The sequence below is a fragment of the Xenorhabdus sp. Sc-CR9 genome, assembly GCF_963897815.1.
Classification (GTDB): Bacteria; Pseudomonadota; Gammaproteobacteria; order Enterobacterales; family Enterobacteriaceae; genus Xenorhabdus.
Map to the genome: position 1 here is coordinate 1 of NZ_CAWQTY010000197.1, position 23240 is coordinate 23240.

General features: G+C 33.2%; 20 protein-coding genes and 1 pseudogene. 2 read left to right on the plus strand and 19 right to left on the minus strand.

Annotated elements, in window-relative coordinates:
* Nucleotides 1-213: 213 nt before the first annotated feature.
* From AACQ81_RS14525 to cpxR, 18 genes are all read right to left on the minus strand, one after another.
* Nucleotides 214-2013 carry an acyltransferase family protein gene (locus AACQ81_RS14525; RefSeq protein ID WP_237387756.1) on the minus strand — a complete coding sequence of 600 codons (1800 nt, stop codon included), beginning with the start codon at nucleotides 2011-2013 and terminating at the stop codon, nucleotides 214-216.
* Nucleotides 2014-2308: 295 nt separating this feature from the next.
* Nucleotides 2309-3532 (minus strand): glycosyltransferase family 4 protein, encoded by a 1224-nt coding sequence (locus AACQ81_RS14530; RefSeq protein WP_237387757.1) that lies wholly within the window; start codon nucleotides 3530-3532, stop codon nucleotides 2309-2311.
* Entirely contained in the window at nucleotides 3532-5364 is a 1833-nt protein-coding gene (locus AACQ81_RS14535; protein WP_237387758.1) for a hypothetical protein, read from the minus strand. The genes AACQ81_RS14530 and AACQ81_RS14535 overlap by 1 nt, the downstream gene beginning before the upstream one ends.
* 176 nt (nucleotides 5365-5540) lie before the next feature.
* Nucleotides 5541-6659: a glycosyltransferase family 4 protein gene (locus AACQ81_RS14540; protein ID WP_237387759.1), complete on the minus strand. Its 1119-nt coding sequence runs from the start codon at nucleotides 6657-6659 to the stop codon at nucleotides 5541-5543.
* Entirely contained in the window at nucleotides 6640-7785 is a 1146-nt protein-coding gene (locus tag AACQ81_RS14545; RefSeq protein ID WP_272903099.1) for an N-acetyl sugar amidotransferase, read from the minus strand. The genes AACQ81_RS14540 and AACQ81_RS14545 overlap by 20 nt, the downstream gene beginning before the upstream one ends.
* Nucleotides 7786-7795: 10 nt before the next feature.
* Nucleotides 7796-8560: an AglZ/HisF2 family acetamidino modification protein gene (locus AACQ81_RS14550; protein WP_237387761.1), complete on the minus strand. Its 765-nt coding sequence runs from the start codon at nucleotides 8558-8560 to the stop codon at nucleotides 7796-7798.
* On the minus strand, nucleotides 8542-9177 hold the full coding sequence (gene hisH / locus AACQ81_RS14555; protein WP_237387762.1) for an imidazole glycerol phosphate synthase subunit HisH: 636 nt from the start codon (nucleotides 9175-9177) through the stop codon (nucleotides 8542-8544). The genes AACQ81_RS14550 and hisH overlap by 19 nt, the downstream gene beginning before the upstream one ends.
* Complete coding sequence (locus AACQ81_RS14560) at nucleotides 9174-10313, minus strand: glycosyltransferase (RefSeq protein WP_237387763.1); 1140 nt, start codon at nucleotides 10311-10313, stop codon at nucleotides 9174-9176. The genes hisH and AACQ81_RS14560 overlap by 4 nt, the downstream gene beginning before the upstream one ends.
* A gap of 74 nt (nucleotides 10314-10387) precedes the next feature.
* Entirely contained in the window at nucleotides 10388-11746 is a 1359-nt protein-coding gene (locus AACQ81_RS14565; RefSeq protein WP_237387764.1) for a hypothetical protein, read from the minus strand.
* A 3-nt stretch (nucleotides 11747-11749) separates the two neighbouring features.
* On the minus strand, nucleotides 11750-13102 hold the full coding sequence (locus tag AACQ81_RS14570) for a polysaccharide deacetylase family protein (protein ID WP_237387765.1): 1353 nt from the start codon (nucleotides 13100-13102) through the stop codon (nucleotides 11750-11752).
* 171 nt (nucleotides 13103-13273) lie between these two features.
* Nucleotides 13274-14302, minus strand: coding sequence for a hypothetical protein (locus tag AACQ81_RS14575; RefSeq protein WP_237387766.1), 1029 nt, complete (start codon nucleotides 14300-14302; stop codon nucleotides 13274-13276).
* Entirely contained in the window at nucleotides 14280-15542 is a 1263-nt protein-coding gene (locus AACQ81_RS14580; protein ID WP_237387767.1) for a lipopolysaccharide biosynthesis protein, read from the minus strand. The genes AACQ81_RS14575 and AACQ81_RS14580 overlap by 23 nt, the downstream gene beginning before the upstream one ends.
* Entirely contained in the window at nucleotides 15539-16612 is a 1074-nt protein-coding gene (locus AACQ81_RS14585) for a DegT/DnrJ/EryC1/StrS family aminotransferase (RefSeq protein WP_237387768.1), read from the minus strand. Before AACQ81_RS14585 ends, AACQ81_RS14580 begins: the two co-directional genes overlap by 4 nt.
* A gap of 17 nt (nucleotides 16613-16629) precedes the next feature.
* Nucleotides 16630-17220 (minus strand): acyltransferase, encoded by a 591-nt coding sequence (locus AACQ81_RS14590; RefSeq protein WP_237387769.1) that lies wholly within the window; start codon nucleotides 17218-17220, stop codon nucleotides 16630-16632.
* Between the two features lie 16 nt (nucleotides 17221-17236).
* Entirely contained in the window at nucleotides 17237-18286 is a 1050-nt protein-coding gene (locus AACQ81_RS14595; RefSeq protein WP_237387770.1) for a Gfo/Idh/MocA family protein, read from the minus strand.
* A 13-nt stretch (nucleotides 18287-18299) separates the two neighbouring features.
* Nucleotides 18300-19610 (minus strand): nucleotide sugar dehydrogenase, encoded by a 1311-nt coding sequence (locus tag AACQ81_RS14600; RefSeq protein WP_237387771.1) that lies wholly within the window; start codon nucleotides 19608-19610, stop codon nucleotides 18300-18302.
* Nucleotides 19611-19993: 383 nt separating this feature from the next.
* Nucleotides 19994-21376, minus strand: a complete 1383-nt coding sequence (gene cpxA / locus AACQ81_RS14605; RefSeq protein WP_237387772.1) for an envelope stress sensor histidine kinase CpxA — start codon at nucleotides 21374-21376, stop codon at nucleotides 19994-19996.
* Complete coding sequence (gene cpxR / locus AACQ81_RS14610) at nucleotides 21373-22065, minus strand: envelope stress response regulator transcription factor CpxR (RefSeq protein WP_237387773.1); 693 nt, start codon at nucleotides 22063-22065, stop codon at nucleotides 21373-21375. The genes cpxA and cpxR overlap by 4 nt, the downstream gene beginning before the upstream one ends.
* A 152-nt stretch (nucleotides 22066-22217) precedes the next feature.
* Here cpxR and AACQ81_RS14615 point away from each other — a divergent pair, with 152 nt between their 5' ends.
* The gene (locus AACQ81_RS14615) at nucleotides 22218-22718 is read left to right on the plus strand and encodes a Spy/CpxP family protein refolding chaperone (RefSeq protein ID WP_237387774.1); all 501 of its coding nucleotides are present in this window, start codon (nucleotides 22218-22220) and stop codon (nucleotides 22716-22718) included.
* Between the two features lie 189 nt (nucleotides 22719-22907).
* On the plus strand, nucleotides 22908-23156 hold the full coding sequence (locus AACQ81_RS14620; protein ID WP_237387775.1) for a hypothetical protein: 249 nt from the start codon (nucleotides 22908-22910) through the stop codon (nucleotides 23154-23156).
* On the opposite strand, the pseudogene AACQ81_RS19775 reads toward AACQ81_RS14620, so the two are convergent.
* A pseudogene (locus AACQ81_RS19775) lies at nucleotides 23118-23240 on the minus strand (IS982 family transposase); the annotation flags it as partial. The gene AACQ81_RS14620 and the pseudogene AACQ81_RS19775 overlap by 39 nt on opposite strands.

A 23240-nucleotide genomic window follows, 5' to 3' on the forward strand; every position in this document is an offset into this window, starting at 1 on the left:
TCGGCTGCCAGCTTATCTTTTTTTAAAGCAGAACGAGGCGGTATCATGACGGCGCTACCTTGTAGGGATGTATTGTGTCTACATTTTACTCAATTTGGTGGCTGTGAAAAGTTTTTAGAGGTTCCCTAGAGCTTAATTATTAGTATTACAGCTGTAATGACTCTGTAATCAGATTCTGATCCCGGCGACGGTTGCATAGAAGATTTATCAAAATTATCTAACATTAAGTATCTCTAATAGTTTCTGATCTAGTTGTTGAGCATAAAATTTAGAGCCAATCTCATTTAGATGATGGTTGTCACTGTAGATCAACTCTCCTTTATAGAAAGGAGCATTATCGAATAACATCAAATTTTGAGTATTTAAAAATGAAACGTGTTTATATTGATTGGCCAAGTTTTCCATGCTTTTATTCGCATCTAACCAAGTAGGAATAGATTTTATATGTAGGTGAATTCCTAAGTCGTTTATTCGGCGTGCTCTAATGACATTTAAGTTAAACATGGGGATTTGAGAAAATATTATTATTTTTTTATCTTTGTTATTTTCTATAAATGTTTTTATAGCTTGTTGGGTTTGTGAGTCTTGATGGTAGTTCCACTTACCTGCAAATATTATAATTTTCTTGTTTTTTAATGAGTTTTTTATATATTCCGTTTGTTTTTTACAGGATTCTTTTGCCCAGTCATGTGATTTTTCTAAATTAAATCCATCAATTGGTAGACAGCTACTTGAAGTTAATACCTCAAATGAAATATTGTGTGCTAGTCCAAACTGATTGAAAAATAAATTTAATTGGGCTGCGTGAGAATCACCAATAACAATAGTATGTGTAGGAGCTGCTTTATTACCTTGAATACAGTTTGCAACTATTTTTCCATGGCAAATTTGACTAGCATTAGCATATCTAGAGTACTCTACAGGTAAAGGCTTATATAAAATTTTGCTAGCTTTTTCGGATGCTTTCGTCAATAAAAATAAGCTAAGTATAAACATACCTATAAATAGCCATAATGTTCTTTTATTTTTAGTCAGTCGCAGTGGTGTTTCAATTAGCTTACAAGACAACCACGCAAATAGAAAACTAAAAAATACATAACCTATATAGACTAGAGGTGGTAACTCATAAGACTGGGTGATGTAGCGCATAAACGCTAAAATAGGCCAATGCCATAGGTATAATGAGTAAGAAATTCCACCAATCCAGACAAGTAATTTATTAGATAAAAAGGAGTTGACAGGGCCATGCTGTGATACGAGTAGAAGTGCAATGGCAAAGCAAGGAAACATCACAGCTATGCCAGGAACTTGATTTTCTGAAATACAGAAAAAACTAGCTAAAACTACCAATAATGCAAATAGTCCAGTATAAGGTGAAATTTTTTTGTTTAACGAAAACTGACCGTAAAAAAAAGCCAGTAAAACTCCAACGAAAAATTCTGGAATACGTAGTATTAAAGAGAAATAATAGCTTTCTTTAGAAGTGAAAACAGTGTAGGTAGAGAAGGTAAATAATGAAATAAAAATAAATGGTAGAGTATATTTTAGATGTTTTTTAGGTGAAAGTATTAGAATTAAAGGTAGAAGTATGTAGAACTGCATTTCAATAGCTAAAGACCATGTGTGCAGTAGCGGTAGCTCATGTAAATTTGGTGCAAAGTAACTTCCGAAATTAGAAAAATATCTATTGCTGTCAAATGAAATAGCTGATTTTAAACTTTCTTTATAAAACTTTAAATCTTGTTGTGTAAAAAAAATAATTGCAGCAATAGTGCAGGAAAATAATAGTACTATATAAGCAGGTAATATTCTCTTTATTCGACTTATAATAAACGATTTCCAGTTATATTTACGTTCTGATTTATTAAATAAAAGATGGGAAATGATAAAACCAGAAATAACAAAAAATATATCTACGCCTAAAAAGCCGGCTGGAAGCCAATCTTTATTAGCGTGATAAATCATTACAGACAATACAGCTAGTGCTCGTATTCCTTGTATATCTAAACGCATTTTTTTTGCTAGTGTGTTAGGGGTAGTCATTGTAGAATTAAATTAACTTCAATTTTGTTTAAGAATGGTGATTTCAGAATCACGTAAATTTAAGCTCGCCTTTTTTAGCTGGAATGTATGGTAGTGGCATTTATGTAGTTCTTTTAAATTAATCATGCCTGAGGCTCTCCATGATCGTGTTTTCTTTGACAAATACCTTGATCGTGCCTCAGGCATTTAATTCCTTTCTTTAATTCCTTTCTTTAATTCCTTTCTTTAATTCCTTTCTGAAGATAATATCACGTTAATTATAATATTAAATTTCATCAAAAATAAAATCTAAATATTCATTTGCTAGTTTAGTATAGTTGCGATTTTTAATTATCCAGTCCTTACCTTTTTTACCAATTTTATCTACTTCAAGTTTTCCCTGCTTTTGTAGTTCTTCTATCTTTTTAGCTAGCGCTTCTATATTATTTGATGGAATAAAATAACCACATTCAGCCTCATTTATCATAGATGGATATCCACTGTATGAGGCTAATATTAGCTTTCCAGATAACATATAATCAACAACCTTATTAAGAGATTGCCCATAATCCCAAACTTTTGAATTAAAAGTAGAGAAATAAACGATATTTGCTTTTTGCAGTACGGATGCAACCATTTTTCTAGGAACTTTAGGTGCAAAAATAACATTTTCAAGGTGTGAATATTGTTCTTGATATGTTTTTTTTAATGCACCATCGCCAATTAAAACAAATTTAATGGTCTTATTATCTCTCATTAATTCCGCAGTTTTAAAGAAAGTACTTAAGGCATTTGTAATGCCTATTGTCCCTGCATGTACTACATTAAAATAATTGCCATTGAGATATTTTGATAGATATTCTTCATCTATTGTATCTTCTTTTTTTAGCATTGATTCATGAAACCCCATAGGGATACACTTTACATTTTTCTTGTAGCCAATTATATTTTCAATATGTTCACTGAGATTAGGCATAGTACCGACAATAGCATCAGAGTATTTATATCCTATGTATTCTATAAAAGATAGAGCCATGACAAAAGGATTGTACTTACTAAAACCACCTTCTTCAAGAATTGTAAGAGGCCAAATATCTCTGATTTCAAATATAAGTTTACATTTATATTTTCTCTTTAAAATCAAACCATTTAGTATTGTTAATAGGGACAAGCTAGAAACGATAATAGCATCTGGTTTATTAAATCTCTTTTTATTAAGAAAGAATAAGTTCAACTCAAAGTGGATCCATCCAAGTATTCTTAAGAAGGATTTTGGTGTTTTATATTTTAATGTTTTTAACCAACAAATAGAAAAATTTTTATATTTATCTATTCTTAATCGACCATTGATCTTCGGTACATCGAAAATAGCATTGGAGTCTGACGTTATTACTGTAATGCTATGACCTTTTTTGGCCATTTCATTTACCAAAAACCAGTCTCTTCCTCCTAATGTACTTTCAGTTCTAGGCGAAAAATATTTTGAAATTAGCCAGATGTTTTTTTTCATTATAACCCCTTGTTGAAATTATAAATTTTTGGTATTGAATTTATTATTTTTATAACTTCGGTAAAATCCATTCCTAAAACATCTAGATACCAGCGGATATTTTCATATCTAGGTTGATTTTCATCTTCTATTAATTTTAATGCTTGATCACGAGTGAGTTGCCCCTCACGAATTTGATTACTTCTGAATGTATCATGCTCTGTAAACCCCGCAACAATATAGTAAATATAATTATAAAAAGCAGCAGTACCATCACCTATACGCCATGTTGTATTAGTATCGATAGCTGTTTCCCAATCATATTGATTAATAAGAGTATTATCTATCAGATTCTCATCCCAACGCCAATAGTCAAATATATGGTAGTAATCTTTCTTCTCAGTAAAACTACGATAGTATTCACCAGAAAGGGTATCCCACAATGAGCGGTTAAAATAGCCAGGGCTAGCTAGCATAGCTTTAAATCTTAATTTTTGGTATGCCAGTTGTTTTTGCCAGCCATGAGTATAAACACGTTTCTCTTCAAAATCAGGAGGTATACCTAAAAAACCAGCTTTGAAATGTGTAACTTCAAGTGGATTGACTCCCCATAAATTTAAATCAATACTAGTCTGTTTCTTTACTGATTCGACATGCCTGAAAAAGTGTTTATCGCCTGCAGTTAGAATACTTATCATACCTAGATGCGGAGCCTTCAGCCACGCTTTCAGGTTCATCGCAATATTACGACGCTTTTGATCTATATCAGCAGCGATAATTATATTCTCAACACCAAGCTTCGAGCACATTCTACTAATATTTCTGCGACCTAGATCAGTGACCATTCCCCAATCATAAGTGTATGTAACAGGATTCATCTTAAGTTCTTTAACAATAAGATGTAGTCCATAGCAGCTATCACGGCCTCCAGAAAATGGAACAATACAATCAAGTTGATTTTTTTTACGATAGGATTCAACTAATTTAAATAATTCTTCTTTCGGTTTTGGGTTATTACGAGGCTTATAATTATTACAATAGTTACATACACCTTTTTCATCAAAAGAAATAAAGGGCATTGTTTCTGGAAGGATGCATTTAGTGCAGCGTTTTAAACTTGGCAGTGGATATTCCAGTAATTTTTTTTCTTCTTCAATATGTTTGAATTTTGGAATTATATCTTGCTTTCTCTGATGGTAATCTAAAATATTTAAGTTGTCTTTTTTCGGTATGTCAATAATAATTTCGTTATCTTTAATTTTTTCTATATTTTCACAGTTTAAGCGTTTAAGAGGAAATTCTTCTGATGAAAAATAAATATCTTTTTCTATTTTTCCAATATATAAACTACCATTATTCGAAAATATAGCCATTTTTCCTAATCTAGGAATGGCTACAGCACATGCAACAACACCCTGACATAGAGATAGTATGGAATGAGAAATACCATCTATACATCCTGTAACTTCTATATGATTTTCTGAAATAGCTGCAATTACTTCGGTATCAATTTCGTAGTTCCTTTTTGAATGAATTTTATTCCAAATATCATCGTCATTTACAATGATACCATTATGAATTACGCAAATTCCATTCCGAATTATAGGTTGGTTATCTGATAAACCATTCGTAATAAGTCTACTATGTCCAAGAGCAACTTTAGTTGTATTTAGTGTTGTTTGTGATAGGAGTTTTCTAATATCATAGTCTGCTCTATAAATATTATAACCAAAATTTGATTCTAATATTAAACCACTTGAATCGCGACCACGCTGACGTGCATGTTCTGCGAGAACTCTTAAGTTTTTTATATCCACAGATGCTTGAGAAATGATGCCAAAAATGCCGCACATAAGATTGAATGCCTTAGCTTTGTAAATTAATTATCAAGGAATTATGAAATTGGGAGATATATTGATGAGGTATATTATACTGTTAGTATTTGAGATATGATTTATTTAATAAATTTTGTTCTTTAGCTTTTTAATAAAAAATAAATATATTTTATATTAGGATGATGTTTTTGATATTAGAAAAAAGAGTTATAAAAATTAATAAGTTTATTTTCTTCATTCAACCAATTATACTTTTGCTCAATAGCTCGCCTTCCATTTCTCCCCATTAATCGCGCCTTTTCTGGATTATTAATTAGATAGTCAATAGACCCAGCAATAGAATAAGGGTCTAAAGGATTAACACATAAACCACAAGAATTTTCGTTGATAATTCCTTTCCATAAAGGAAAATCAGATGCTATGACAGGTATACCGGCAGCCATATATTCAAACATTTTTATTGGTAAAGCATCAAAATAATTAATTATAGGGTGTAAAGTTACTAATCCTGCAATGGAATTATTTAGCGTTGCTCGCACTTCTTCTCTATTTAGCCATCCAGTTTCTTTTATTTTATTCCACGAATTCTTCTTTCTCATTTCTTGTGCGAAAGTTTCCTCTGAGAATTCGCCGACTAATATCATATTAATTGGAGATTTAACTAGGCCGACTGACTCTATAATTTCATTGATACCTCTAACTTTACTTAGGCCGCCTATGTAGCAAATTTGTTTTCTTCTGTTGTTCCAACAAATATTTAAATCCCCAAATTCATCAAGCATTGGATAATTATTTATATCAATTGAGTTAATTTCCATCTTCATGAATTTATCACGAATATGAGGAGTTGCAGCAATAACTCCATCTAGTTTACGGCATGCCCATTTTTCATAACTAGCGAATAGCTTTGAAAGAAGAAATTTTGTAGGCTTATTCAAATAGGGCTTGCTTAATAACTGCTTAGGTACATCCTCATGAGCATCAAAGATAACTTTTTTACTTGATTTTTTTAATTTTAACCCAATAGGAATTAATTCAGGGTCGTGAAGATGATAAATATCAGCTTCTAGCTCTAAAGATTTTTTATATATTTTTTGAGTTGTATCAAAAATACGATTTAAGCGGTTCTTAGGTATACCTACATCGTATATTTTAATACCATCTTTTTGCTCATTACCTTTACCATCAGCAACAACAAGAGAAATATCATAACCATACTTTTTTAAAGAATTACATTCTTTTAGAAAAATACGTCCATCATATCTAGGGTGAACACTAGTAAGATGAACGACTTTACGAATATTTTTTAACATGGTGGCCTGTAGTCTTAGAGATCAAATTCTGTATTTTTTTCATGAATGCATGTTTCGAATCCCAATTAGGATATTCATCATAATTATGTCCTGAAGAAAAAATATATTCATCTAATTGCTCTGTTGAGATTCCAAGTTTTTTAGCAATATAATATTTGTCTTCACGTAATTCATGGTCATCATATAAAGGCAGTTCAAGTTCTTTCAAAGCGTGTTCACGGGTGATTAAGCCAGATAAAATCATACTTGACAAGTGTGGCTTTCTTTTATCTATATTAAATTTCACAGGCAAGTAATAGTTTTGAAAAAATTTTGTGAATCGTGACTCTCCATGTTTTCTTTCGTAAGGTTTGTATCCAACTTTTTCTTTTAGTTCTGATAGAGCTAACTCTTTTGAATATTGAATGTAGTTTAGTGGCCTTATTACTTGCATATTCTTTATAAATGGATAATAAAAATAATATTGCATAAAACTTATTGTTTGATATTCCTTAAGTGGTATAGAACCAAATTTTTTATGTATGGCTTTAAGATTAGTTGCATCCATAGCAGAATGATGCCAAGAATTTGGAAAGACAGCTTCGGTAGCAATATTACCGCCGCTAATTACATAATTAATTTTGTGTCTTATAGCAAAATGATAAAGAGATGCAAAAAAAGCATGATCTTGAACTGCATCTTGATTCGCTATCCCTGCTTTTAGGTAAGATAATTGCAAATCACGGATCTCTGGCCAATTCATTACATGAGTGTGTAGATCATAGTCGCAGTACTTAACTATTTTTTCGATATTATGAACAGCTAGTTCACTATTCCAGCCTGCATCAACATGAACTACTAGAGGGCGTAACCCGTAGTCTTTCATGACAAGTGCAAGATAAGAACTATCTAGCCCCCCACTTAGCCCAATAATACAATCATATTCAAAATTTTTTCTTTCTTTTTTTATATTTTCAAAAATATTGGATAATTTTTTATGACCTTGTTCGTTTGGAAACCAATATGTAGAGGTTGTATCATCAAACTGATGACAATGATTACATACTCCTTCATGATCAAAAGTAATTTCTGGATCTGTTGTGTCCATAACGCATCTAGCACATATATGAAAGGAAGAGTTTTTCATTAAATTCTCTTTAATCGTGAAAAAGATTTTCTAAAATATTTCGTTCGGGATAAGTAATAAGAACAGCTTTATGTTTACCATGAAATGTAAATAGAGTTCCTACTGCAACAGCAGATGCATGAGTATCGCAAATTACGATTTTCAAGTCATTCAAATTAGATGCGCCACCTTGAGCAATAACAGGGATATCAACAGCGTCCGCTACTTGCTGTATAAGTGCAAGGTCAAAGCCTTTACCCGAACCTTCTCGATCAATTGATGTAATCACTAATTCACCAGCACCCAAATCTTGGGCTTTTAATGCATAATCTATTGGGTTATATCCTGTTTTTCGAGTTCCACAATGACTATAAACCTCATAATTTCCGAAAAGTGATTTTTTGACATCTATGGAAACAACGACACTTTGTGAGCCTGCAATATCGCTTATTTCTCTAATAAAATTTGGCTTTAGACTAAAATGAGTATTTATGACAACTTTTTCAATACCAGATTTAAATAAGCATTCAACATGATTCGGTGAGTTAATTCCACCACCGTATGCTATAGGCATAAATGCTTCTGATGCAATATCTTTTATTAATGAATAGTCGGGAGTTTTATTTTGTAAGGTAGCACCAATATCAAGAAAAACTAGTTCATCTACTTCTTTTTCGTTAAAAATGCGTACTGCATTAATTGGATCACCAACATATTTATGTTTTTTGAATTTCTCACCTTTGATCAATCCACCATTTTGAAGAAGTAGAATTGGAATTACACGTGTTTTGAGCATTTTACTAACTCTATAAAATTTTTGAAAAACTGCTTACCAAAAATATGGCTCTTTTCAGGATGAAACTGCACCCCATATATATTGTTTTGTTGTACAGCACAAATAAAGTCATATCCATAGTTGCATTTAGCTAAAATATATTTAGGTTCATCAAGGCTAACATAGTAAGAATGTACAAAATAAAAACGCTCTCGTGATTCATTTAGACCAATTAATGAATTTTCTGTAGAAGCCCAAACTTCATTCCATCCCATATGGGGGATGACTAAACGTTTAGTATTTTGTAAACTAGAGAAGTCAAATTTCTTCACATTTCCACTAATCCAACCTAATCCAGATAGCTTTCCTTCTTCACTAGAGTTAAACAGCAATTGCATACCTAGGCATATACCAAGAAAAGGAACTTCCCTTTTTATGACTGCTTCATCTAGTATGTCCCTAAATGGCCCTAATTTTGTAATACCATGATCAAATGCACCAACCCCAGGTAGAATTATCACTGATGCATTTAACAACTGCCTAGGCTCTGTTATGATTTCAGAATCAACACCTAAATGGCGAAGCATGTTTTGAATTGAGCCACAATTTCCCATACCATAGTTAATAATTTTTATCATTGATTGAGAATCCTTTGATATTCTTGTAACATAAAATACTCTTGTTTTTCCCAAGAATTCAATTGGGCAAAGTTATAAGCATTTAAAGATAGCTGGATTAAATCTTGGGAATTTAGCGATTCAATAGCTTTATTTATATTTTTAGTAGAGCAGTCATCAATCACAGTTCCGAATTTATATTTTAAGATGTTCTCAGACATTTCTTTCATATTAGATGCTATTACTGGCAAGCCAGCCATTGCATATTCAAATAATTTATTAGGCATGCAATAATAATAGGATAAGCAGGTATTCTCTATAAATGAGATACCAAAATCTGCAGAAGATGTATATTCTAAAACGATATAAGGATCTACTGCTGGATAAAAAAATATATTTTCATTAATATTTGATATTTTTTTTATTTCAACTTCTAAACTCCCATATCCCATTAAAACTAGGACAATATCATTAGATTCTCGTTCACTAAATGCCTTTAGTAAAACTTCAATTCCTCTTCCTCTTGATAATGCACCTTGATAAAGAAGTATTTTTTGTTTTTCTGATATATTTAGAGATTCTCTGAATAAATTATTTCTGTGAAATTTTCTTATATTAGGTGAATTATGAATTACCAATGGACGTTTAATTTCATATTTATTAGCATACCAATCTGCTATGCTATCACTGACGACAACTATTAAATCACATTGTTTTATAAAGAGTTTCTCAATAAATTTAGATCCTAATTTTTTTAGACCTGATAAACCATTTTTTTCTGTTTCAAGCTCATGTGCATCATATACTAATTTTGACTTCAAAAAAGATTTAGCAATATATCCTAAAGGTAGCAGAGCAAGAGTATGTATATTTATAAAGTTGGGTTTTGTTTTTAATAAGATAATAAGAACCTTAACAAAAAACTCAAGAAATTTAATTTGTTGGAAAAGTAAATTTTTTGGTAATGGACGAGTTTTTAAATTAATTCTTCTAACGCTAAAGTTTTCCTTGATGTTCTCCTGACAAGGAAGTTTATTATCTCCGAGGGCTATTACCAAAAAATCATCAAAGAAGTTAGATGCATTGAGCGAGCTTATTTCTTTTAATATGCGACTTTCATTAGTAAAATTAGTTAATGTAATGTGTATGTTTTTCATTCCGTTAATCCATAAAATAGATTTAATTCGTGCTTGATAAAATTTAACACTAAAAGTAATAAATAGAAAAAAGGTTATTTATTTGTTTTAATCTTATTAGGCGAAGATATAAATCTTATAGGAGAGGATATAAATCCTACAGCAAACCAGATAACAGACCATGACATACTTGTTGTCATATTTGCGAAAGTAAAGATATAAAGAAGAATAAAAAAGGAATAAAGATTGAATATACAGTTTTTATAATTATGTAATGAAGCATTGGTTTTATTTATAACCTGGCGATATAAATCATAAAATATATGAATAAATAGAAAAACTACAATGAGTAAACCTATTAATCCTAGTCGGGACATGATATTAAGAATAAAATTATGAAGATACTTACCTGAATTACCAGTTATATAATAGGCAACATTCATCTCTCCTATAAATGGAGAATAACCAAGTTGCTCAACTCCTGTTTCAAAAAGTATATTGGCTCTAGTAGAAAGTGAGCTATTAGAATTAGAACCAAAACCAAGTAATCGGATTTTATTAAAATCGAAATCAGTAAATAAAACTACAAATATTAATAATAAAGTTAATATGATGATACTAAAAATTATAATCCGAGTTAAATATGAGATAAATCTCTTAGACCAAGGTATGTTTAATTTGTTAATGCTATATTTCAACCATATTTTTTTGTTAAATAATATTAGAGATACCACCAAAGTTATAACATAAATTCCCAAGGTTATGCCGGTAGCACTATTAGATCCCATAAGCTGAGAGCAGATTAAGTAAATTAAAGTTGTGATACTGTAAAAAAACAACCAAAATATAGTTAAAAGTTTATTTTTTTTGTTTTTTACCATTTTAAACGGAAATAGTAAAAACATAAAGGAAATAATAATGTAATAAATTGACAGAAAATTACCTGGCCGCTGGTAGGCCCCTTTTATGTCGCTTAAAAGAAATATATCTGTCCTCATTCGTAAGAAAAAATTATTCAGAGTTAATAATATCAGACCAAAAGAAATTATAAATATAATAAGTGCCGATGTTATGTTATCTTTATTCATTAAAAACTGATAACTAGGACTCATAAAAGCACCCATTATATAAAATAATAATATTCCACCAGTAGTTGAGATGGTCATTTGTTTCAGATATTCTAAATCACTTAGGTCTAGCATTATCTTTAAGGCTATCCATGCGATTAATAATAAAAATAAAATAATATGCAACTTAATAAATAAAAGATATCTAAATAATAAAACTGTTACAACACAAACAGACAAGCTAAAATATATTCCTAGAATAGGAAGAGCAGAGCCATTTTCACCAACATTAATAATGTTTTCATTTAAATAAATGAGAAGGGTTATTAATTGAAAAAAAACACAAGGTGTCATTAATTTATATATATTTAATTTATATTTTCCCACGATTTAATATCTCAAGCATCTTTTATAAATTGACTTTAAATTGCCCTTCTTAAAATGAGAATTATGCCAAAGTAATGTAAATGTACCATTTACTTTACTACAAATATTTTTTAGTTCTAAAAATTTATCTAAGGATTCATCTCCATCACCCAATCCTAAGTAAACAGAGTCGATGATTGTACATTCCATTACTATCAGCGGTCTAATACGAATATCTAATAATTGTTGGGTTAAAGGATTGAAAGCTGGGTACTCAAAGCAAGTACCGCATCGGAAACCTGGGTGATCGGCATAACCTAACGTCGTATCATAATCCATACCTGCGTCATTCCATGCTTGTAGGGTAGTCGGGTGTTCCCAACGTAAATAATGCATCCTGCCACCCCATACTGGTTGCTTAATACCTTCTTCATCACAGATTCTTTTTAGCCTTTTTGCTTCTGAATTTATTAGATATGGTTTCTGATATGTACCATAGCTAGGATGTAGCCCAATTTCATGGCCTCTGGCATGAATACGTCGCATTAAATCACGAATAATAGGATGTTCTGGTTCGTAATCGGCATCTTTGATTTTATCAGTTCGACCACATATAAAGTAGAATGCACTTTGTAAATTATTTTCTTCAGACACATCCATTATCCAGTCAAAAGTATTGTGTAGATCAATGGGATGTAATTTTTTACGAGAAGTTAGTTTGATATAAGGTGTGGTAAAAAACGCTTTAAAATCCCGTCGCTTTATTAAATGCCCAGCCATTATACGGTATATAGATGGCCATGTTTTAAAGGCGTATAGGCTTGGTGAGTCGACATCATGAGATACTTTTATATTAAATGCATGCTCTTTAAGTTTTAATTCAGGCCAAACTTTTTGTATAACTTGTCTTAGAATATATAACCATTCATCTACAATTGGCCGTTCAAGATATCCATATTTATATGCATGTGAGGAAGTTGCAGGGAAACGTTGATGCTTATCTAGAGTAGTATAACCAATTTCTTCTAGACGATTTAGCATCCAATATGTTAATCCGACAATATCATAATTAATATTATATCCATATGGTTTTTCCTCTATCAGAGGGGTGGGTAAATCTTTATTAGTTGGAGTTGGTAATGTATTATCTAAAATTGTTTTCCATCCTTCATTTTGTCCATCCCAAATATTAAAGGACAATTCTAAATTTGGGGTGTAAAAATCAGATTGAAACTCATCAATTGTAATGTAATTTTGCTTGTTTTCTAAATGCAATTTAGTCGTTTTTTTTTCGCATGTAACATGTATTGGGATTCCAAAACGTTCTCTTATAATAATTCCGAACCATGTTAATATATTTGAATTTAAAATGTGCATACGGCAACTGTATCAATTGGCAATAAGGATGGATTTATATGAAATTCTAATATGATTTGTGTGATTTTATTCAAAAGTGCGTTATCATTAAGTATGGAAATGTATGGTAAATTATGACGTTATCATTTTTCCAGTGAAAGTAAAATTGTAGTGTATGTTGAAGTTGGTTTGTTAATTGTTGTTTATTATTTTCTTTATTAGCTTTATTTTTTTTACAATAAAATGAGGTATGATGCAGTTTATTATGCTGAAATATAATCTAGGGTAGATTATAATTTTTTTCACTTTGAATAGTTTGTGAATGTTTTTCAAGACATATATATACCCCATTGCAAAAAATCGATTCAAAAAAATAGTGTTCTTTATTTTTTTATGTTTATTCTTTATATTAATTCCAAATAATATTTCGAGAAATTTAGGATTGTTCAAGAATGAAAATTCACAAGAGGCCCACATTTTTGAATTTATCTCCATAATAACAAAATCATTTATTTTTTTTGAAAATTTAAATTCAGCCAATCCCCATCCAGTATAGCCAATATTTTCTACGATATCAGACGTATATTTTAATAAATTAGGATGAAAGAAATTTTCTATATAAACAGCGGAACCACCTGTCTTTGGAAAACTATCTTTTTCAAAATGGCAATGATATGTGAGTAGCTTTCCATTTCTGGCGATGAATGCAACCCCATACGTACCTTTTTCTTCTATATACTCTTGATATATTAGATCATTTTTATATTTATGAGGTATATCTGAATGTTTTAGCGCGATTCCTCTAATACCTCCTCCACGTTCAAATTTTTCCTTATAAAAAATAGGAAAAGATAAAATTTCGTTAATATCAAAATATGTTTTTGGTGTGGGTATATTAATCGAACTTGTTTTTTTTAGAAACTCGATTTTATTGAAATTGATTAAGCTGTTATTTTTTAATTCTATATTTTTTAAAATTATATGCCTTTTTTTTAGAAAAGACTCTGTTTCTTTAGCCGTTGTGGGAAGATAATAATTTTCTTTGTTATTTATTTCAGATGAGAAATCAAAATCTGACTTGCTTATAATTTTATCAAAGTATTTTATGCTATTTTTTTTTTCAGAAATTCCAATTGTTTTTATGTTTGAATTTTTTTTGATCAACTTTGCTATAGCAATGGATTGATCGGAATTTGGATTATCTATGTATATTTTTTTCATTTTTGGTTAATTTATTTAGGATGAAAATTAAAAAAGAATAATAAAAAAAATTAGTTAAGGAGTATATATATAAAAACGTCTCGAATTCTATTTTTATTATGTAAGCTGTCAACAATATAGATAGGGTTATAATGAGCAAGCCAATGTTACAAACCAGTCCAATTTCTTGTCTTTCAGTTATCAGGGTTGTAGTTGAAAGAGATGCGTAAACAAATCGTATATAGAAAAAGGGGGTTAATATTGCAGCATAATGCCCGGCAATAGACCAAGACTCTCCAAAAAATAAGCCAAATAAATAAGGTGAGGAAATGTATATAAAAAGGAAAATTGGAAACCCTATTAATAATAGTCTTCTCAACGTTGCTATAAATAAAGAATGTAATTCATTGTTTTTTCTTATCTTTGAGCTTGCTTTTTGGAAATATACCTGACTTATAGATGAGCCAAGTAGCGATATTGGAGTTCCTAGCACTCGTTGGGATATTGAATATAGACCGAGTGTGCTTGAATTGAACAAAAAAGCAATAGTTATATTGCATATATTATATGCTGCTGTATTACTTAATGCTGTCCATATGGAGTATTTGGGGAATTTGATATAGCGTTTAGCTAAAAATTTTATTTTAGATAACTTTATCTGGTTTATATCTATAATTTTAATAATGTTTCTAAGTAATTTAAAATTAGCTGCTGCGAGTGAAAGAATATCTCCTATAATTAATCCTGCAACCCCTTTTTTAAATATAGGGATAGTTAATTTTGAAAAAACTGATATTATAGATTTATTTATATTACTGGTAGATATATCTTTATACTTTTCTAATCTTGTGTTGTAATAGTTAAGTATATTGAAAACACCAGTTAGAAAAACAGCAATGGGTATAAAATATAGCCACGACCCTATTTGAGGATTATCAAGAAATAAAATTATCTTATTGTGAGTTAATAATATAATTATTAATATTATAGTTGATATTATAGATACAATTCCTAAAGATAATGCTGCTATATTTGCAGCATTTACCTCCTTTTTCGGTAACATTATTGCAAACTCATATCTACCTGTTGATATTACTGAAAATATAGTGACCAGAGATGTAAATAGTGCAAGTGCACCAAAATCTTCTGGTGTATACAATCTTGTTAAGATAGGGCTTATTGCAACAGGGATTGCTTGCGCAATAGTAGAACCTGTCATTAATGTTAGAATATTTCTAGAGGATTTATTCTTTATTATCATAATATAGCATTTGTAATGATAGTTAATTGTTCTTCTGATAAATAAGGATGCATGGGCAAGCTAATTACCTCTTGAGCAACTCTATCTCCAATAGGTAAAACTATATCACTAGCGACAGCTGGCTGTTTATTTAATGGAAGAGGATAATGAACTGCTGTAGGAATACCTTTTTCTTTTAATTTATTCTGTAACTCATCACGATTTTGAACACGAATAGTATATTGAGCATATGCAGATATATTATGCGGTTCGATATATGGAGTTGTGATAATACCAATTTCATTTAAGGCCTTATCATAATTTTTGGCAACTATTTGTCGTAATGCCATTTCTTCATCAAATATTTCAAGTTTTGGTAACAAAATAGCTGCTTGCAATGTATCTAAACGGCTATTAACACCAACTCTTACATGATGATATCTTCTGTCTTGCCCATGACGAGCAATTTGGCGAATAATTTTTGCCAGCTCTTCATCACTTGTAAAAATAGCACCGCCATCACCATAACAACCTAAGGGCTTGCTTGGGAAGAAACTGGTACAAGAAATAGTTGTTAAGTTACAAGAGCGTTTTCCTTTGTATGAAGCACCAAAACTTTGTGCTGCATCTTCTATAACAGTAATATTGTATTTCTCTGCTATTGCATTGATCTCGTCAAAATCAGCACATTGACCATATAAAGATACGGGAATAATAGCTTTGGTTTTTGGAGTTATAGCTGCTTCTAATAGCTCTGGATCTAAATTATAAGTTGTTTGTTTGACATCAACATATACAGGGATACCGCCTAAAAGAGCAACGGTTTCAGCAGTAGCAATATACGTAAACCCAGGAGTGATGACTTCATCACCGGGTTTTATGCCAATGGCCATTAAGGCTATTTGTAAGGCATCGGTTCCATTCGCACATGTAATGCAATATTTCGCGCCAGTATAGTCAACGAGTTTTTCTTCTAACTCTGAAACTTCTGGCCCTAGAATATATTTTCCATGCGTTAATACTTTTTGGATGTTTTGGTCTATTTTATCTTTAATTCTTAGTTGTTGTGCAGCTAGATCTGTGAATTGCATTTTATATCTCTCTAGTATTATTTAATTCTTTTTACACTGTTATCATCTAATTGATAGACATGCCCTGTATAGGGGCAGGTTGTAGAGGCTTTTCCGTGTAATGGTAGATCTAGCTGTTCACCAAATTCACTCATCCAACCGATTTGTTTTGCTGGTACTCCTACCATCAGTGCATAATCAGGAACATCTTTATTGACAACAGCTCCAGCGCCGATAAAAGCGTAAGAACCAATCGTTGTTCCACAAACTATCGTACAATTAGCACCTAGAGTCGCTCCTTTTTTTACTAAAGTGTTTTTATACTCATTTTTTCTTTCGATGAAAGAACGAGGATTATAGACATTAGTAAAAACCATACTGGGGCCACAAAAAACACCATCTTCTAAATAAACATTGTCATAGATGGAGACATTATTTTGTATTTTGCAGTGACTTCCAATAATGACTTTATTTCCAATAAATACGTTTTGACCCAGAGAACAGCCTTCACCAATTCTGGCTCCAGAACAGACATGTGTAAAATGCCAGATTCGGCTATTTTTTCCTATTTGAGCACCATCATCAACAATGGCACTTGTATGGACCATGACTTCTTCTATTATTGACATAATTAGATGTTCTTCATTAATAAACTAAAGGTAAAGATACAGTTTTATTGTCTCTGGCAGCAAGATAAGCGGCGATTAACAACTCAAGAGATTTTAATCCTTCTCGTCCATCAGTCATTGGTTCCGCTTCTCCTCTCATTACATCAATAACATTTTTATAATATAATGGATGCCCAAAACCGTATACTGAGGTTGTTTCGTAATTGGCGTCTTTTACTTGCTGGTCATAATCTTTTTCATCAGCAAAATTCCACTCTTGGATCTCGTTAACCGCTAAACCACCAACTCTGACACTTCCTTTTTCACCTAATATGGTTATAGAGCCTTCTAGGTTTTTAGGATAAGTGCACATAGTAACAGCCATTGATCCTAATGCTCCGTTTCGCCATTTAATATTGAGTACACCTGTATCTTCAGCTTCAATATCTAAGTGAGTAGACATCATGGCTTGAATATCTTTAACTGGTCCAATAAGCCATTCTAATAAATCAACATAATGGCTAGCTTGGTTCATAAATGCGCCACCATCAAATTCCCATGTACCACGCCATGCAGCCTGATCATAATAATCTTGAGGACGAGTCCAAAATACATTCAGATGGACCATATTAATTTGACCAAAACGTTTTTCTTCTACCGCACGCTTTAGTAATTGGAGAGTAGCATTTAAACGATTTTGTTTGACTACGAACAAGCGTTTGCCAACTTTATCAGCAGCTTTTACCATTCTTTCGCCGTCAGAAAGACGAGTTGCCATAGGCTTTTCAGTAATTACATGAAATCCTTTTTCTAGGCAAGCAATAGCCTGTTCTGGATGGAGACCGGAAGGTGTTGTTAAGATGATAATATCAGCCGAAATATTATCTAACATATTATGTAAATTATTAAATCCTTGTACACCTGTTTTCTCTACAGCAGCATGAAGAGCAGCATTATCTGTATCACAGATAGCAACTAATTCGGCATTATCCTTATGTACAGCTAAAGAATAAAAATGGTTTTTAGAAATTCTTCCACAACCAACTAGTGCAAATTTTATTTTTCTATCTTTAATAACGTCAAACATATTTAATCCCAAATTAAGCTTTTATTACATTATTATGATTAGGAGAATATTTCCCACGAGTATCAACAATTAATTTTGCGTTATTTATAATTAACTCATAGTCAAATTTATCGTGGTCTGTTGCTAAAACTATGCAATCGAATTCATTTAAATTATTGGAAGTTAATGATTGGCTTATTAGATCGAAGTGATGTTCGCGCATTTTAGGAAAAACAGGAACGTGAGGGTCTGAATATTCTACTAGCGCACCTAATTCCCTTAGTTTTTCCATTATATGGACTGATGGACTCTCCCTCATGTCATCAACATTTTTCTTGTATGCAATTCCTAATACAAGAACACGGCTTCCACTAATAGATTTATTGGTTTTATTCAATGCCAAGACCGTTTTAGTAACAACATAATCAGGCATTGACGAATTAACTTCACCAGAAAGTTCGATAAAGCGAGTATTTATACCGTATTCTCTGGCTTTCCATGTTAAATAGAAAGGATCGATAGGTATACAATGACCACCTAGCCCTGGGCCTGGGTAGTAAGGGACAAATCCAAATGGTTTTGTTGCAGCAGCTCTGATGACTTCATGTATATCAATACCCATTTTGTCTGCAACGAGCTTCATTTCATTAACTAGACCTATATTAACGGCCCTATGTATATTCTCAAGCAGCTTAGTCATTTCTGCTGCTTTTGTGGAACTAACTGGAACAACTTGATCAATAGCTGGTTGATAAACGGAAATACCTGCTTTTAGGCAGTTTTCTGTATGTCCACCAATAACTTTAGGGATTGTTCTAGTTTCGAAATCAGGATTACCCGGATCTTCTCGTTCAGGTGAATATACGAGAAATATATCTTCACCGACTGTTAAACCATTTTCTTCTACTCTTGGTAATAACTCTTCTTCAGTTGTTCCTGGATAAGTTGTACTTTCTAGAGAAAGCACCTGCCCTTGTCTTAAGAATGGTTTCACCATATCAGTCGTATTGATGACGAAACTCATATCAGGTTCTCTGTATTTATTTAATGGAGTTGGAACACAGAGAATAATTGCGTCACATTCGGAAATTCTTGAAAAGTCTGTTGTTGCTTCGAAACCTGTTTCAATGGCCTTTTTAATTTTAGAGGAAGGAATATGTTCAATATAGCTTATCCCCTGATTTAATTTATCGGTTTTGCTTTCATCTATATCAAAACCGATAACTTTAAAACCAATATCGTTGTATCGTAGCATTAAAGGTAATCCAACATACCCTAACCCAACGATAGCTATATTTGCATTTTTATTATTAAACTTACTAATTAATTGATTCAGAAATGACATGTTATAGGCCTTTGATATACCATATAAAATTAAGCTAAAAAAATGTTCTTGGATTAAGAGCATTTTTTTAGTTCATATGAGTATTGAATTGAGAAAGGTAATGAAGAAGGTACAGTAATATTATTTTCTTGATTAATATTAAAACGGCATCAAAGCTACCGCACTAGGTTACGGCTCCCAGAGTGCCTGCTATATACTCAAATTTAGCTTATCCTCTTCGTTAGAAGAGGAAGATTTGTCCATCTAACAAAAATCAACATATCAATGATTTGTGTTAGGCAGCGACGAGGTTAGTCCCTCGACCTCCTGAGGTCAAGTATAATAACGTTTTTTTCTTTAATTATTACATGCTGTAACTAACCAAATCTCAAGATGAAAGATGTCTACCTTCCATGACCATGCAACGGCAACCAAATCATCAACCGCAATCCGCCCAAGGGGCTATCTTCTGCTTTCACCCAACCTCGATGCTGACTTATTGCCGTTTCAACAATCGCCAGTCCCAACCCAGTTCCACCGGATTCTCTATCGCGGGCTTCATCTGTCCGATAAAACGGTCGGAAAATTTGTTCTCGGTCTTCTGGGCTGACTCCCGGACCATCATCATCAACCGTAATCGTGACACCTTGATTGTCTGACTTAAATGCAACGGCAATATGGCTGCTGGAGTACCGAAGTGCGTTACGGACGATGTTTTCCAATGCGCTGCCGAGTGTCGTCGGGTTACAGTAAATTATCCAAGTACCGGGCGGAGAAACGATATCCAGCGTTTTGTTCATCTGCTCGGCTTCAAATTTGGCGTTCTCTAGGATGTCATGCCAGATATCGTAGGCTTTGATATTTTCGCGCAGTAACTCGTTCTTGTGCTGATTACGGGAAAGCACTAACAGGTCATTAATCATCCCATCTAAACGTTGGGTCTCTGTTTCGATGCGCTCAAGTTCTTTGCTTTCACCATGACGGCGGCGCAGTAATGCTGTTGCCAATTGTAAGCGAGTCAATGGCGTGCGCAGTTCATGGGAAATATCAGAAATAAGCCGTTGCTGGGCAGTAACCATCCTTTCCAATGCGCTTATCATCTGGTTGAAGCTACTGCCTGTAGCCAAAAATTCTTGTGGGCCGGATTCTAGTTCGGGGTGTTGCCGTAAATTTCCTTTTGCAACGTCATCTGCTGCGTTCTTTAATTTCCTAGCCGGCTTTGCCAAACTCCATGCCAACCATAATAACAGTGGAGCGCTGATTAACATGGTTGCCGCCGGCAGTAAAAAAGGCCGGTCAAACATCAAGTTAATAAAATCTGATTGTGGGCTGCCTGCTGGTCTCACTAAGTAGAGTTGATAGTGGTCTTCACCATCTCGAATAGAAAAAGGCCCAAGTATTTCAGAACGGCCATATTTTTTCTTTTTAGGGTGATCCGCATTATCAGATTGCCCGATAAAGTTACGAACCACTTGCTTCTGACGAGTCGGGGTATCGATATCAATGATACGTCCTTCGCTGGTGACAAGGAGTAAACTTTGGCCCGGGGGCGTTAATTGGGCAATAGCGCGATCCAGTCGCAACCACCAGAATAGGTCGTTTGCTGGGTAGCGAATCAGTTCTTCTTCCAGTTGCTTCGCCAGTTTTTTTCCCTGTTGATATTCGCTGTCTAGAAGTGGTGTTAGTTGCCGTGAGTCCAGTTTGGGGGCCATTAAGGCCACCATCAGGACAAGTGCGAGTGTGAGCCAGAAAATTGCGAAGATTCGGGCTGTCAGGCTATTGATCATTTTGCGGAAACCATTAAGTAACCACGACCACGTAATGTCTTAAACCATGGAAGCTCGTCAGTTCGATTCGGTAATTTACGACGTAAGTTAGAAATATGCATATCAATAGCACGATCAAAAGGTGTTAAGCGTTTCCCTAAGACTTCCTGACTTAAATGTTCACGGGAAACAACTTGCCCTAAATGCTGTGCTAATAAATACAGCAAAGTGAACTCTGTTCCGGTCAGATCCAAAATCGTACCGTCAAAACTGGCTTCCTGACGTCCAGGATTGAGTTGTAGTTTATCTATCTCCAGTATCGGTGTCCCCATATCAGCTTGTTGTTCGCTCCAGTTGGAACGACGCAAAATCGCACGGATACGGGCAACCAGCTCACGATCATTAAACGGTTTAGGGAGATAGTCATCCGCTCCCAGCTCTAATCCCAAAACGCGGTCTAAATCACTTCCACGTGCTGTTAACATGATAACAGGGGTCTGATGGTATTGCCGTAGCTCTTTGAGCGTTTCAATACCGTTCTTGCGCGGCATCATGATGTCCAGCAATAACAAGTCTATTGAAGAATCTATATATTGTAAGGCCTGCTCGCCATCATGGGCGATGACAACATTGAATCCTTCCATCTCGAGCAATTCTTTTAATAGCGATGTCAGCTCGCGGTCATCATCAACTAATAAGATTTTATGCATTAATTCTTCCTCCAAGAGCAAAATACGATAACAAACTCAGCTATTCCATGACTTTACGTTCTTTTACATGCTCTGACGCTAGTTTGCAGCCGCAGGGTTATAGTTATCCGCACTGAATCGAATGCTGCTGTTCGAGAAAGCGGGGAAATTTAATGCGTAACATAGCAATATTGGCTTTAGCGTCAATGGTTGTTCTCGGACCAATAATGGCCTTAGCTGAAACTGCTGATACGGATGATGTTCCTGAGGCCATAAGTCCTTTGCCTTATTGTATGCCATATGGTCATAAAAGAGACTCTAATTATTATCAAAGTGATGAACATAACTACAACTATAGTTATATCTTTGGTGGAATAATATTAACTGAACAACAGCGTCAACAGATGTGGGATTTAGTGAAAAAACAACATCTGCATGAGCAATCAATTGTTGATATGCAAGTTGAGCGTCAAAAGATGTATAAGATTTTGACCGAGAAGAATTTTGATGAAGCTGCGGTTCGATTGCAGCTTGAAAAAATAGCAGAAAAAAATATTGAATTGGGTGTAGAAATTGCACGTATTCGTAACCAGATGTACCAATTATTAACACCTGAGCAGAAAGAGCGGCTACAAGAACGTTATGAAACGCACACTGCTCGGGAGATAGACTGAGTTTTTGCCAGTAACTTGGCGCTCAGTAGCGTCAACAACGATTTTCCTTGCCATAGACACCATCCCTGTCTTTCAGCCCCCTTGAGGGGCTTTTTTTTTTATGCAAATTGTAGCTTACTTGCATAAATTGGCTTTTTTTTATCTAATTTGGTAAATGATTCCAACTGTTCCCCTTTTCCATGAAAAAATTTGTCTTTATTGCTCCTGAATTTCATTCGATACCTCCAACCTACTCTGCCGCTGTATAATGGCATCGATAAGACACTGTATATACAAAAAAGTGACTGGAAAAGAGAACGTTTCGGTTTAAAAAATAATGAAACCGTCATCTTATATGCTGGTCGGTTAGATCAAGGCAAAGGTGTTATTGAACTGATGGATGCCGTTACTTTACTAACCTCAGCTTCGTTTAAGAATAGCGATATCATTATTCCGTAAATTCAAACTCGGTTTTTTAGGTTGGAATGTATACGCAATGAGGCCTGCGGCGATTTCCAGTAGAAAACCGAGTTGACTGCGATG

What these genes read in the sequence shown, in the direction of transcription:
- AACQ81_RS14525 (WP_237387756.1), bottom strand. Translation starts at nt 2,013, where the DNA reads ATGCGTTTAGATATACAAGGAATACGAGCACTAGCTGTATTGTCTGTA.
- AACQ81_RS14530 (WP_237387757.1), bottom strand. Translation starts at nt 3,532, where the DNA reads ATGAAAAAAAACATCTGGCTAATTTCAAAATATTTTTCGCCTAGAACT.
- AACQ81_RS14535 (WP_237387758.1), bottom strand. Translation starts at nt 5,364, where the DNA reads ATGTGCGGCATTTTTGGCATCATTTCTCAAGCATCTGTGGATATAAAA.
- AACQ81_RS14540 (WP_237387759.1), bottom strand. Translation starts at nt 6,659, where the DNA reads ATGTTAAAAAATATTCGTAAAGTCGTTCATCTTACTAGTGTTCACCCT.
- AACQ81_RS14545 (WP_272903099.1), bottom strand. Translation starts at nt 7,785, where the DNA reads ATGAAAAACTCTTCCTTTCATATATGTGCTAGATGCGTTATGGACACA.
- AACQ81_RS14550 (WP_237387761.1), bottom strand. Translation starts at nt 8,560, where the DNA reads ATGCTCAAAACACGTGTAATTCCAATTCTACTTCTTCAAAATGGTGGA.
- hisH (WP_237387762.1), bottom strand. Translation starts at nt 9,177, where the DNA reads ATGATAAAAATTATTAACTATGGTATGGGAAATTGTGGCTCAATTCAA.
- AACQ81_RS14560 (WP_237387763.1), bottom strand. Translation starts at nt 10,313, where the DNA reads ATGAAAAACATACACATTACATTAACTAATTTTACTAATGAAAGTCGC.
- AACQ81_RS14570 (WP_237387765.1), bottom strand. Translation starts at nt 13,102, where the DNA reads ATGCACATTTTAAATTCAAATATATTAACATGGTTCGGAATTATTATA.
- AACQ81_RS14575 (WP_237387766.1), bottom strand. Translation starts at nt 14,302, where the DNA reads ATGAAAAAAATATACATAGATAATCCAAATTCCGATCAATCCATTGCT.
- AACQ81_RS14580 (WP_237387767.1), bottom strand. Translation starts at nt 15,542, where the DNA reads ATGATAATAAAGAATAAATCCTCTAGAAATATTCTAACATTAATGACA.
- AACQ81_RS14585 (WP_237387768.1), bottom strand. Translation starts at nt 16,612, where the DNA reads ATGCAATTCACAGATCTAGCTGCACAACAACTAAGAATTAAAGATAAA.
- AACQ81_RS14590 (WP_237387769.1), bottom strand. Translation starts at nt 17,220, where the DNA reads ATGTCAATAATAGAAGAAGTCATGGTCCATACAAGTGCCATTGTTGAT.
- AACQ81_RS14595 (WP_237387770.1), bottom strand. Translation starts at nt 18,286, where the DNA reads ATGTTTGACGTTATTAAAGATAGAAAAATAAAATTTGCACTAGTTGGT.
- AACQ81_RS14600 (WP_237387771.1), bottom strand. Translation starts at nt 19,610, where the DNA reads ATGTCATTTCTGAATCAATTAATTAGTAAGTTTAATAATAAAAATGCA.
- cpxA (WP_237387772.1), bottom strand. Translation starts at nt 21,376, where the DNA reads ATGATCAATAGCCTGACAGCCCGAATCTTCGCAATTTTCTGGCTCACA.
- cpxR (WP_237387773.1), bottom strand. Translation starts at nt 22,065, where the DNA reads ATGCATAAAATCTTATTAGTTGATGATGACCGCGAGCTGACATCGCTA.
- AACQ81_RS14615 (WP_237387774.1), top strand. Translation starts at nt 22,218, where the DNA reads ATGCGTAACATAGCAATATTGGCTTTAGCGTCAATGGTTGTTCTCGGA.